Genomic DNA, 13,249 nt, shown 5'->3' with positions numbered 1-13,249 from the left:
CCGCCGAATATGAGGCACTACACGCGATGACCCAGCAGGCCACCGCACCCCTGAAAACCAGCTAACCAACTCTCCATCAAACCCGGGGCTTGACAGGGCGGCGTTTGCGAGCGGGGGTTCGTCGTGTTTGTGGGAGAGGGCCTTCTCTGCGGCGATGACCCAACTGAGTGGGTATGCACCAGACTCTTTCAAGATCGTTTCCAGGAAGGGCTCTGGGACCTTCTCGGCGACGCTGTGGTGGACAACGACGACCGTGTCACGAGCGAAAGCACGGAGGTGATCGACCAACGCCGCCGAAGGCCGCCGCATCATGCGGCTGGTGAGGCTGCCCAACCCTGGCCAACCGGCATGACCGTACCGCGCCATGTCGGCGACTTGCTTATCTGGAAGGGCTTCCAGGTCTATTGTCCTGCGAGGCTGATGATGAGCTAGCAGTAGAGCCGTCAGTGTGCTGCGGGAAGCCGCGCGGTGCAGCGGCTCTTCCGGTAGTTCCCGGGCGATCCCTGCTCGGCCGATCCGGCTGGAGCTGTGTGCGAGGGCGCGCTGCATGTCGTCCGGCAAGGCTTTCACCGCGACATCGAGTTGTTCGATCATGGCGTTCACGACTCCGGCGGCGCCGATGCAGGTCAGGGCCAGGCTCCAGGTGGCTCGCGACAGTGGGTCGGTGTGGGCGTCGAAGTGCCGCTGCCACCAGCCGGGGTCGGATCGGGCGAATCGGGCCTGCTGCAAGAGGGTTCCGTAGTCGGGTTCTGGGCCGAACGGCGCGGCGTCCTTGGTGATGGTGCCGCCGATGGCCCATTCCTTGTGGGAGAGGGTCGCGCCGATCACTGCGATCTCGGCGGCGAGCCAGCACGGTCCATACAGTGCGGCGACCTCACGTGCTGTGTCGCCCCACACTGCGGTGGTTCCGCGCTGTCCACGGCTGGTTCGCATGGCTTGGATGATCCGGTCGAAGCGAGGGTCCTGGTCCCGTAACCGCCGCTGCGCGTGTTGCCGCGCTCGGTCGACGGTGGGTCCTTCCAGCGCCCGCATCGTCTTCGCTGCTGATGATTCCCAGTCGTCTTTGAGTGCCTTGGCAATGAAGCGGCGGGGGGCGAGGGCCTGGATGAGGTCGCCGGCGATGCCGCTGACGGCGTCCAGTGTTGCTCCGGAGCACTGCCCGTCGAGGACGGCTCGGATCAGTTTGCGTTCGAGGTCCGATCCTGGGTTGCTCTTGACTCCGGCGCTCAATGCGAGCTCGGCGGCTTCCCCGGAGTCGATCGTGAGCTTGTCGAGTTGGTTCGCGTTCATTCCGGCGGCGCCGCGGATCGGTACTCCCAGGCGAAGCCAGGCAGTCTCGTGCTCGGTGCCAGCAGCGGCGGTCATGTGGGCTGCCCACCAGCCTACTGGGACGCCGCCGGCCAGCCGGGCAAGGCTGATACGTTCGTGGTTCACCGCATCGCCAGGTGCGGCTTCGATCCGCTGCACGAGCAGCGAGACGAGGTGCTCCGCTCCGCGGTCGCGCGCGAGTGGTCGGATGGCACGGGTCTGTGCTGGGTCTTTCGACGCGCGTTCGGTGGTGGTCAGCGAGTGCAGGATCAGCCGGACGCTGAGGTCATCGACGAATAGTTGAGCCGCGCGTTTCTGTGCCCGCCGGTGGCCGGCGAACACGCCGTCGGCCAGCAGCGCCCAGGCGGTGTCGCGGACCTGCATTGGCCGGGTGTGGTTCTCGAACTCTTCTTCCAGTGCGTCGACCAGACCCGACAGCTCGTTCGGGTCGGCGAATCCGGCGAAGAATCTGCAGGTGTTGAGCCAGTAGGCTCGACGGGCCAGTTCTCCCAGGATCGTCGACTTGTCGAAGGCCCGTAGTTCGGCGCCGGCGAAACGCCACAGGTAGGCGGCGGCGAAGAACTCTCGCATGCTCTGGATGTCGAACTCGAAGGTGCCTTGGACCTTGCTCGTCAGTGCCCAGACGCGGTCTGTGACGGCAGTGAACAGATCGTCGACGAGCGTTGTGTCCTTTTCTGCGTCATCAAGGTAGTTCAGGATCGCTTTACGAATCGTCCGGGTGGGCATCCGCCCGGCTGCTGCGTCGGTCTCCGCGTTCGACTGCAGGTACCAGCCGAGGAACGCGGTGACCTCACCGAGGTCGTCGCGGTGTTGGTGAACCGACAGGCTCTTCTCCGACTCACGGTCGAGGAAGGTGTCCATGTATGCCTGAAACAGTTGGGTACGCCCGTCGGGGACGGACTCGCCGCGTTTCTGGATGAGAAATAGCAGGATCGTCAGCTGCATCGGGTTGTCAGCGAGCTGCTCGATATGAGGTTCGATCGATCGTTGCCGGAACGTCGCCTCCAGCGCTCGGCGCGCTGACCCGTGTAGTCCGCGAGCGTCCGCCCATTTGTTCAGGTAGTCGGTCCGCAGTTCCGCGTTGAGAGGAAGCAGCGCGATGGTCTCGAACTTTTCCTCGGAGGGTTCTGCCAGATCCGAGGCGTTCGGCCGGGTCGTGACGATCAACTGCGGTGCTGCAGTGCCGGCACCGAGGCGCGCGGCGAATTCGTTGATCTCCTTGACCACTCGGGTACGGGTGTCCTCGTGGGCCACTTCGTCGAGTCCGTCGAGCACGATCAGCATCGGGAACCGGCTGATCACGTCGTTGACGAACTCGACCGAGACTTCGGAACCCGACCCTCGGGCGGTCATTAGATGAGCGAGGAACTGTTCCAGCGATGGCTGAGAACGCGGACGCGGGCGCCGAGCGGGTGGGGTGTCATCCTCGGCGAAGGGGTCCTCGCCGGCCCGCCACCGGGCATAGTCACGCAGGTCTACGCGCAGCGGCAGTCGGGGCTGCTCGGCGACGGTGTGCGGTCGTGGACCGGTGAGGTAGTGGTCGTTAGGCAGGAACGCGGCCCGGTGTACTTGGCAGAGGTACTGAGCAAGTGTCGATTTACCCTGTCCGGGTTCACCGCGTACCAGGGTCAGCGGCTGGCTGGTTCCCAGCAGATATTCGGCCGCGCCGCCGACCTGTGCTGGCTCGTCGTTTACCCGTCCGAGGTCGCTGAGCCGGACAGACGTTGATCGGGCTGATGGCGGGAGGGGCACGCGACGACGCTGGGGGTCACGGTTGGCGGCCTGCGCCGCTGATGAGAGCAGGTCCAGGCGTGCCCGGGTGGTCCGGATGGCCTCCACATCGACGAAAAGGTCGAGCAGGTTGTAGGTGTCCAGTTCGACCTGTCGGAACTTGACTTTGGCGTCTTCCTCCCACTGTGTCGCGATCACCTTAAGTAGCAGGCCGCGTAGCGTCTGATCTTCCGATTCGACCTTGCCGGCTTCGATGACGTATCGGACGGCGTCGTGGCCGGCGAGCATTTCGGAGTACGACCACACAAGGTCTCGCGGGGCGCTGTCGATGCGGGCGTCGAGGTCGGCACGCCACCAGCAGGTCACCGGGATACCGAACTCCCGTGAGTACTCCGCCAGTTTTCGGTCGAGCTGGTCCATGGTGCCGGTGCGCATCGGGCTTGTGCCTGCCACGCAGGTGACCAGGATGTAGGACTGCGCGCCGTCGGTCACCAAGCGCTGGATGTTGGTCCGTTCCGCGTTGATCGTCGAGGTCAGCCAGGTGACCGGGTTCTTGATTGGATTTTTGGCCCACTTGACCTGGTAGATCATCACAGGTCTGCCGTCGCGTCTGCGGATCGCGTCACGGCCGCCGTCTTTCTGCCCGACCGGGAAGCAGACGACGTCGCTGTAGTGCCACGCCAGCACCGCATTGACGAGCTGCTGGAATCGCTTCTCTGCAAGCCGCTCGTACAGGTACCGCTCCGCGCGTCCGTATTGACGATCCGGCATAGGCGACAACATCTCCGGTGAGATCAGGGCGACCGGATGAACCGATCGGGAACGTTCGTGAGGTTACGCGTTGGCGCCCGTCCGCCGGTGTACCTCAGGGTCGCGATTGACGCTCTTCGCCCGTCGGCGACGAGACGGCCGCCTTTGCGAAGATTCGGGCAAGGACGGCGTCGTGTTCCTGGTAGACCGGAGGGTACCCTTCGGTCCGGGTGGCGCCGTCGATGCTGGTGTTGGGCTTGGATAAAGGCGGCGGGTGTAGGTGTGCCTGGGTTGCTACTTCTTCGTCCATGCCGATCAGTTGGGCACCGTAGGTGGCCATGACCGCGGCGGCGATCTGGCGGCCTGCGGGATCGATGTCGCCTGCGTACCGCAGGGTCAGGCGGTGTTTGACGGCGAGTTGAAACAGCGCGTGGTCGACAGCGCGGAGCTGGCCGCTGGTACAGGCCAAGGGCTGTCCAATACCGGTGGTGTAGGCGATCTCGATGATCGACGGGTTCTCCACCACGGTCAGGACTTGCGGTGCGAGCAGGGGTGGATGTTCGACCAGATCGAGGAGTGTCAGTGCGACCGGGGCGGGCGATTCGCGTAGTCGCCGGTCGATGGGGCCGTCACCCTCGGCGATGACGTTGAACAGCAGGACGGTTGCCGACAGCCGGTCGGCGATCACGCCGTTGGTGGCCAACAGCGCACGGATCACGTCGGGGCGGGTGGGTTCGGGTTGGTCGGCCCGTTCGGCGATCGCGGCGACCAGCCGAGCGCCGTTGAGGGTGTCGAGATCGAAGTAGTGCGGGTCACCGGTGATGTCGTGGGCAAGTTTCGGCAGCGGGACCGGCGGCTGAGCGGGGAGTTGCTGTAGGGCGGCGGCCAGAGCGGCGATGCTGTGACGGATCGCGGTGTCGTCCTCGCCGACTCCGGTCGCCCGGATCCGGGCGAGTAGTTGCGGCAACCCGTGAAGCTGCTGGTTCGCGTACAGCCACAGCTGCTCCCGTCGCGCGGCAGCGGCGAGGACGGCGATGCTGCGATCAATGATCGGGTCGCCGACGGCTTTCTCCACCAGGATGGTCAGCTGTGCCGGCTCGAGTTGCAGCACGCTGAGCAGCTCACGCAGCGGCACGGTTGCGGTATCACCGGTGGTAGTGACGGCTGACGCGCCGCGGCGGCGCCGGGTGGATGTGTCGAGCCAGATGCGTAGCTGTGCGATTCCGGCGGTGCTGAGGCCGATGACGCGGACAGCGTTGATGGATTCGGGCTTGGTGCCGGCACACAGGCGGCCGTGGACGGCTCGCCAGAGTGGGAGCAGGTCAGGGTCGCTGGCAAGGTAGGTCAGGTTGACGGTCACTGGTCATCCGCCCGTGGTTGGCAGGGTGAGCGGGACGGGTTCGCCGTTGCCGCGCCACAGCCAGGGCACGGTGATCCGGTGTCGACCGTCGGTGACCACTTCGTGGACGACGACGTGCTGTGCTTCGCGTTTGATGAGTGGGGCGATGGTTGGTGTGGTAGCCAGGACGTCGAAGTTCCAGGTGCGTAGCAGGGCGAGGATTTGGCGCAGGTTCGGTTCGTCGAACGCGGCGTCGATCTCGTCGATGGACAGTAGTCGTGGTCCTTGGAAGGTGGGTCCGGAGTACATCGACCAGGCGGCGGCCAGCAGTGGCAGCATGGTCGCCAGCCGTGACTCTCCGGTCGACAGGCCTTTGAGCGGGTTGGAGCGGGCGTTGACCGGCCGGAATTGGTCGGTGCCGAAGCTGCGGTGGGTGACGCTGATTTCCCATTGGTGCCAGGATCGGTAGTCGAAGGTGTGTGCGACCCGGTCGGTCCATGGTTCGTCGCTGGCGTCTTCCATGCGTTGTCGCAGGATCGCGTACATCTGGTCGAAGACTTCGTCGGAGGGCGGCGCGGCGAGCAGTTTGACCATCTGCTGGGAGTTGTCGTCGTCGCGGACTTTCCAGTCGACCTGGACGCCGACTTGGGCGACGCCGGTGCGGACGTGTTCGAGGGTGGCGCGGATGTGCCGGACGAGGTCGCGGGCTGCCTCGCGGCGGGTTTGGATGTCGCGTCGCAGCTGGGTGAACATGGAGGTCTTGAGGGTTGCTTTGATGTCCTGGCGCAGGTCTTGCTCGAGCCCTTCGGCGGTGGCCCGGAGCGTTTCCGCGGCTTGGCGCAGGTCTTCGCCGACGGCGGCGTTCGGGGCGGCCAGGGTGATCCGGCGCCATTCGGTGCCTTCGAGGGTGGTGCTGTCGAGTTGCTGGTCGAACTCGGCTAGTGCCCGGTTGACCGTGCGCATGGTGGTTTCCAGCTGCCGTTGGGCGCGTTCCCGGTTCGTTTTGAGGGTGTCCAGGCGTGCGGTGGTGGCGGGTTTATCGGCGAGCAGTTGTCGTGACCAGGTGAGGGCGGCGGTGATGTGTGCGGGTCGGCCTTGATCGTCGCTGGTCAGGGTGTCGGGTAGGGCAGCGAACCCGTGTGTGACCAGGAGGCGGACACGCTGGTAGCAGGCGGTGCGGTGTGTGTCGGCTTCCTCGCGGCGCGGTGCCATCGTGTTGAGGGTGGCTTGGGCGCTGGCCGCGGCCCGGTCATGTTCGCGGATTTCGGTTTCGAGCTGCTTGTCCTCGGCGTCTTTGGCTTCGAGCTCGAGGGTCAGCGTTTCCTGTTTGGCGCGTAGTGCGGCGTATTCGGCGCCGTACAGGTTGCGGGTCTCTTCGACGCGGGCGGCGAGTTGGTCGGCGTCGAGTTTGATCTTGACTGCTTCGTCGATGGCCCTTTGAAGACGGATGGCGAGACGTCCGGCGGTGTCGTGGTCACGGTGGGCGTTCTTGAGTAGGTCGAGGGTTCGTGATCCGGCGCTCTGCCAGGCGTCAATCTGCTGGAGGAGGGTGGCGACTGCTGCACGGTGACGTTGCAGGTTGTCTCGGTCGGTGGGCAGGATCGCGCCGTCCGGAAGCGTTGCCGCGAGGTTGAGCTCGCGCAGTGTTTGGCGGACGTGTTCGCCGGCGGCGCGGTGCCGGCGGCGGTGTTCGTCGACTTGGGTGCGGGCACCGACCTCGTCGCGGGCGGTGTCGTCTTCGTGACGGTTGGTTCGGCGGAGCTCATCCAGGTCCGGGAATCGATGCTGTTCAGCGGTGCACTGCTGCTCGGCGGTGCGGGCGTCGTCGCGTTGCAGGACGGCTTCGGCCAGCTCTACTTGGGCGCCGCGTAGGGTCGCGTCTGCCTCGAATTCGGTGTTCTGGGCCCGCCGTAGGTCGTCGCCGGCGCTGATGGTGGCCTGGCGTGCCTGCTCAACTACTCGTTCGATCTCCCGACGAAGGCCCGCGACGCGGGTGAGGGCGCTAGTCAGGTCAGCGGCCGCGGCTGCGAGGGCCTGGGCGGTCTGCTGCTGTGCGCCGGCCAGTTCAAGCTGCATCGTCGTGACGTGGGCGCGGGCGCGAGTAACCGGCTCCGCAGCGGGAAATCGGTCCCGCTCCTGGCCGGCCGTCTCGACTGCCGTTCGCAGGTGTTGCCGATGCTGGCCGGCCGTGCCGAGTTCATCGTGGGCTTGCGCCAGTTGCTGTTCGAGGTCGGCAACCAATGCCATACGAGCCCGTTCGCGGGCGGTCGCGCCGATGAAGGTGGCTTGGTAGCCGCGGGGCGCGCTGGCGATCACCGCCCCGGTCCGCAGGCGGCCGATCCTCAGGTCGCTGCCGGCCAAGTCGATCGCGACCGCGCGGAGCAGCCAGGCAACCAGGTGCGAGTCCACATCGGGACGGGCTTCAACGGTGAGCACGTCGGCCAGGCTGCGCCCTGGCGCCGGGCTGTCGCCGGCGAGGAGCAGGTCACCGTCGTTGACCAGGCCGTCAGCGGTGATCAGGGCGTCGAGCAGCCCTGCGGTCAGCAGGGCGCCTTCGATCAGGTTCGCATCGTCGGCGCTGACGTGGTCGGCGAAGGCGACCGTCGCCCACAGCGGCACGCCGGCCTGCGGGTCACGTGGTGATCGCCACGGCGGCGCCTGTGGGACGGGCGGTTGGCGGCGGGCCGCCGCTAACTCGGCTTCGATGGTGCTGACACGGCCCTCGGCTTCGATGACGGCCCGGTCGGCGTCAGCGATGGCACGGTGCAGGCCGCTGAGGGCGGCGGCATGGGCTCGTTCCAAGTCGACGAACGGCTGCCGAAGATCGATGGTGTCCGGATCGTCGGGCAGGGTCACTGTCCGGCCGTCGAGATGGACCAGTCCGGCTCGCCAGGCGACGACCTCGTGCATCCACTGGTGCGCAGCCTGACTGGCGGCCACCCGACTGGTGTGGAGCGCCTGTTCGGCTGTGGTCGTGATCTGGCGTGCCGCTTCGCTGGCGACGTCATGGTCGAGGTGAGCCTGCTGCTCGCGTGCGGCTGCCTCGGCTTGCTGCTGCTCGGCCTGCTCTCGGGCTTCGGTCAGGTTTCGCTCTGCCCGTTCGGCGGTCCGTTCGGCATCTTCGCGTGCTGCTGTCGCCTGCCGCACCATGCCAGCGGCTTTCTCGACCGCGTTAGTGCCGTGCAGGACGTCCTGTTCGCGGGCTGCCAGAGCGATGCGGTCACGGGTGCTGCTCACCGCCCGGTGCAGCCAGTCCACCAGTCGCATGGGATCGATACGGTCGTCAGCGTCGATGCTGAGTTCGGCGGGCACTGCGGGAAGTTGCAGACACTGCTCGTCCCACAGGTGCAACTGCGTCAGAAAGGCCTGTTCGGCGGCGCGCCGGGCGGCGGCGGCGTCGGCGGCGAGCTCAGCGATCCGGTCATACTCGTTCTCCGCGGCCCGTAGATGACCGGCTTCGATGCGTTGCTGTGCCTGCGCCAGGTCGTGCTGGCGCAGGGCGGTGTCGATACCGTCCAGGCTGGTGATGCGCGCCTCGATCCAGCCGCGTGGTGTCTGCGTGATCCGTTCCACGTCGAGATCCGGTACGACGTAGTCCACCGTGGCCAGAGTCGTGACCCGCTCGGTGGTTTCGGTGAGCCGGTCGACGAAAGCTTGTGCGCCGACCTCGGCGGCCGTTGTCCGCAGCACGGAGTTGATACCGGTCAGCTGCTGCTGGCCGCTGTGGACCTTTTCGGCGGATTCCACTGCCCGTTCTGCCGCCTCCTGCGCTTCGGTCTGAAGCTCTTCGCGGGATTGTTTCAGCTGGCCGTGACGTTGCCGCAACTCGTGTAGGCGCTGCTCCAGGTGCGGCAGTTCGGCGCCGGCATGCTCACGCAGCGCGTCGTCGGCTGCCTGTAGTCGGCCTCGCACGTCGGCGGTTTCGGTCCGCAGTTGCTGGCGGCGCTGGTTCACCCGTTCGGCGTCGGCTTCAGCGGTGTCACGCTGCTGCTCGGCCAGGCGAGTCTGGCGGGCGTGATCGTCGAAGACCGTCTGGGCGTGCGCCAGTTGCCCGGCTTCCTCGGCGATGACCGCGTCGATGTAGCGCTGGTAGTGCTGCTCTGACTGTTCCAGCTGCCGGATTTCAGCGCGGGCACGTTTCAGCTGCTCTTCGAGGTCGGCGATGCGTTCCATGGTGTCGGCGATGAACTGCAATGCCCGCGGGTCCAGCGCCGGAAGGGCATCGGTGAGCACTGCCCGCATCTGATTTGGGGAGATCGCCTCCGCAGTGCGGACGCTACGCAGGCTACGCAGCACCCCGACCAGGGCGTCGAACTGCACCGAATCCAACGGAGCGAACAGCGTGGTCCGGATCGCGTCACGGTACTGGTTCTCGTCGGCGACGTTGCCGTACTCGCGGATCTTGGAGGTGAGCCGCTCGTGGGAGGTGAACAGCCGGCCGCCGGCTGCCGCGACCTGCTCGGCCAGTCCGTCGATCGTTACCGGATCTCGCCGCTGTTGCAGTATCAGGTCGGTGCCGACTCGGCCGGGCGACAGGAAGAACGCCTTCTGCAGGCCACTGCTCTGCGACCGTAGCCACAAGCCGGTACTCAAGTACCGGGTCTCGCCGCTGTCAGGATCACGGTAGCCGTACTCCAACCACCATGCGCCCGTGCGGTCTTCCTTGGCATTGCGATCGGTGTGCCGGTCGATCAGAGTTCCGGCGGCCTCCCCGGACACTGACAACGCCTTCTGCGACACTTCGCCGTCGAGCAAGACGGTGACCAGCATGGACGCGGTCAACGATTTGCCGGAGCCGTTGGGGCCGGCCAGCGCGAGCCAGCCGTCGGCGAACACGAACGTTTCGTCGGTCCAGGCCCATGAGTTCACCGCACCAGCCCGGGTCGGCTGCCACCTTCCGGTCGCCATCGGCCCGTCGGTGACCTGCTCCTCGTCGTTTTCGGGCGCCCGCCGGCCGGGATACGCGATCAGGCTCACTGCTGCTCCTCCTGCTCCCCGATCCCGATGTCGTCGACACCGGATGCGGCACGATGCCGGCCTTCACGCTCGGTCTGGCCCTGCCGGACCCGGACCCGCCACAGGTGCACACCGGGAAGGATCTGCCAGCGATCTTCGCCAGCCGGGCGTAACAATCCGGCCGTGACCAGTTCGGCGGCAGCGGCACGCACCAGCGCAGGAAGCCGTTCGGCGTATCCTGCGGCCCACCGCGGCATATCCTGACGGACCTCATCGAACAGTGCCAGAATCTCCTCGGCGCTGACCTCCTCAGCGCCGTGGTACGGCAGGTGCGACAGTAACGCGAGGGCGGCCTGTCGTTCGGTCTTGCGGCCCTGAGGGAAGTCGGCATCCGAGGCGGTACCACTCGGGTCGACGATCTCCCACCAGTCCCGGCGGACGGTCGTCACCAGTCCCAGCGACGATGCGAGGTTCAACGCGCGTTCCCGGCCAGTCGAGGTGCCCAGGTAGCCGACCGGGTTCGGATCATCGCCGGGGTCGGCGGCCGGGTCATCGACGACACGCCGCAGCGCGGTCAGTCTGCGTCCCTCCACGCTGGCCTGCCACTGCGCCACGGCTTCAGGTTCGGCGTCGGGCAGCGACACCGCGGTCAGCGCGGCGACGTGCTCGTCCACGGGGCGGGTGCCGAGTGCCAGCAGGGTCGGCGACAGCGAAGCGAACTTGTTGGCCAGGCTGTCACGGTCGGCGGTGATGAACACTTCCGCGGTCTCGTCGGTGACTGCCCGGTCCAGATCCGCGTCCACGCTGATCTCCCCGTCAGCCTGCAGCAGCTTGATCGCGTCGACGATGTCCTCGCGTGAGGACTGAGCTTCACGTTTGCTGACACCGTCGGTGGCGACGATCCGGAACGGCGGGAGACGGCCGCTGCCTGCTTCGGCCGCGCAGACCTGGGCGACCGACTGCAGCAGCTCCCGCAGGCTGATCCGCGGGCGCCGCCACAACTGTTCACACACCAAGGCGGCCAGCACCAGCACTTGGGCGGGGGCCAGGTCGCCTCGTCCGGTGCGCCGCTGCAGCCGCGGCCCGCGGTCGCCGGGCACGTCATCGCGGCGTTTGTGTAACCGCACCACCCCGGCGACGTCGTGGATGTGTAGGTTCCACCCGAGTTCGTTACGGAAGAAGTCGGTGAGCTCGCGGCGTCCGCGTAGCACCGCCTGGTAGCGCAGCGGGTCCTGTGCCGACGAGATCCGGCAGGTGAGCAGCAGGTGCCGGGCGGCATCGGCCAGGTCCGGGTCGAGCACGGGTCGTTCACTCACGCCGCGCCGTCCGTTGCTGCCGCAAGTTCTTGGCCCGCATCCGTCGCTGTTACCGTGACAAGCAGGTCCGGTGCGACCAGGACGCCCTCCGGGAACGGGATAGCCGAGCACGTTCCAGGAAGGCCCAACCGGACACGAACCACGACGCTGGCACCTTCGGCGTGTGCCTCGCCGTACCCTGACGCGGCGTCGATGGCGTTGCGGGCGACTTCGACCGCGCCGAGCAGAATCATCAGGGCCTCGGTCTCCAGCCCGGCGAAATGCGCCAAAGGCACCTCGCCGTCGGTGACCAGTAACGAGGCGAAACGGTGTCGGCTCTCTGCGGTCGCGGCGGCCTTGGCCAGCGCAGCGGCGCGGGCTTCGCCGGCGTCGGGCACTTTGCGGGGACGGCCGCTGGTCCTGCCGACGCGTTCGTGCTCCCGCAGCACCACCTCCACCTGATGCCGGGTCGTCCCCCCGGCGGCGACGATGGCGTGCGCGACGTCTTCCTCGGCGGTGGCGACCATGGCATGGACCGCCGGCCAACGCCCGAACGCCGCCGCGTACACCCGGCGCGCCGCGTCATCGTCGGGCTGAGCGAACAGGCTGTAGGCGAGTTCCCGGAAATCGGCGGCCAGATCGGAGCCGCGCCGCAACGCCGTATAACGGCGGTCGATCGCCACCAGCAGCGTGTGCACGGCGCCCGCGGCCGAGGAGATGAGCCGTTGCACCGATCCGCTGGGCGCGAACCAGGCAGCCAGATCCGCTAAGCGCCGTACGCGCTCGTCGATCCAGTCCTGCTGGTCGCGGACGTCGAGGAGCCCTGCATGTCCGACGGCGGTTTCGACCAGCGCCCGGTGCCCGTAGGAGTCCAGGTCGGTCAGTGCGGCCTCGACGCGGCGCAGCGCCCGCCCGTACTCGCGCGGGAACTGCCGCAGCGCCTCGATAACCCGGTCCCGGTTCTCGCCGAACAGCAGATCATCGGTGACGTCCGACTGCACCATCTGCGCCAGCGCCGCGTAAAAGTCGGCAGTGACCCGCTGCATCTCCTCCAAGCGGGTCCGGACATCGTCCAGGTCGGCCGGCAGCAGACCGGCGTCAGAAGCAACATGCTCGGTCAGGTCACGAACGGTTCGTTCGACGCTGTCGAGCAGCCGGCTCGGCAGCTGCAGCGCCCGCCGCGAGTCCACGACCGCTGTCCGTACGGCGGCGACGACCGCCCGGCCGATCTTGGTCAGCGCCCACGCTTCCTGACGGCGGACCACGGCGTCCAGACCCGCGTTGAGGGCAGCGTAGTCCCGGAACGGCTCGACCAGCAGCGCACCGGTCAGGTAGTCGAGGACGGCGCGCAGCTCGAGGTCGCTGACATGGTCACGGAATCCGATCTCATGCACCTGGCCGCCGATCTCGGCCAGCGTCGACATCGGCGCTCGGGTCGCCAGCTCCTCCAAAGCGGCCAGAACGGCGGTGTTTCGTTCCCGCGCGAGATCCTCGCTCTGGCCGAAGCAACGCCACACGATCGGGTCGATGTCCTGCCACCACAATCGTGGCGGGTTCGGCATGGGCTACCTCCCGACAACCTCGCCGACCGCGCCAGCGTCGCGGCACCCCCAGACACTGTCCGAGATCAATCAGTGACTGACTCGGTAACCCTACGGTGGACCCTTGGCTCCGCGCCACGCCGCACCGAAGGTCATCTCGGCAGAGTCACCCGCCGGGCTGACCGGTATCAGCTCAGCCGATCAGCCATCGAGGTTGAGCGGTGGATCGTCGATGTCACACCGCGGTTCGGCAGCATCGGGTAAGGACACGCGCATTACCCCCTTGGCGGGCACGCCACCGGTGAAGG

Annotated in this window: 5 protein-coding genes; all 5 read right to left on the bottom strand. The window is 67.0% G+C overall.

The window, feature by feature from the left end; all coding sequences use genetic code 11:
• Window positions 1-3,831: hypothetical protein (locus AB0F72_RS36690; protein ID WP_360441811.1), on the bottom strand; the 3,831-nt coding region annotated here is incomplete at its 3' end.
• Window positions 3,832-3,925: 94 nt separating this feature from the next.
• Window positions 3,926-5,170, bottom strand: coding sequence for a TIGR02679 domain-containing protein (locus tag AB0F72_RS36685; RefSeq protein ID WP_360441808.1), 1,245 nt, complete (start codon window positions 5,168-5,170; stop codon window positions 3,926-3,928).
• 3 nt (window positions 5,171-5,173) lie between these two features.
• Entirely contained in the window at window positions 5,174-10,126 is a 4,953-nt protein-coding gene (locus AB0F72_RS36680; RefSeq protein WP_360441805.1) for an SbcC/MukB-like Walker B domain-containing protein, read from the bottom strand.
• The gene (locus AB0F72_RS36675) at window positions 10,123-11,421 is read right to left on the bottom strand and encodes a DUF2398 family protein (RefSeq protein WP_360441802.1); all 1,299 of its coding nucleotides are present in this window, start codon (window positions 11,419-11,421) and stop codon (window positions 10,123-10,125) included. The genes AB0F72_RS36680 and AB0F72_RS36675 overlap by 4 nt, the downstream gene beginning before the upstream one ends.
• Window positions 11,418-12,962, bottom strand: coding sequence for a DUF2397 family protein (locus tag AB0F72_RS36670; RefSeq protein ID WP_360441799.1), 1,545 nt, complete (start codon window positions 12,960-12,962; stop codon window positions 11,418-11,420). The genes AB0F72_RS36675 and AB0F72_RS36670 overlap by 4 nt, the downstream gene beginning before the upstream one ends.
• Between the last annotated feature and the right edge of the window lie 287 nt (window positions 12,963-13,249).

The organism is Actinoplanes sp. NPDC023936 (genome assembly GCF_040639325.1).
In the GTDB taxonomy this organism is placed as follows: domain Bacteria; phylum Actinomycetota; class Actinomycetes; order Mycobacteriales; family Micromonosporaceae; genus Actinoplanes.
This window is presented reverse-complemented; position numbering and strand designations above follow the sequence as displayed.

Bases quoted from the DNA above. Each gene is read 5' to 3' on its own strand.
- AB0F72_RS36670 (WP_360441799.1), bottom strand. From the start codon at position 12,962: ATGCCGAACCCGCCACGATTGTGGTGGCAGGACATCGACCCGATCGTG.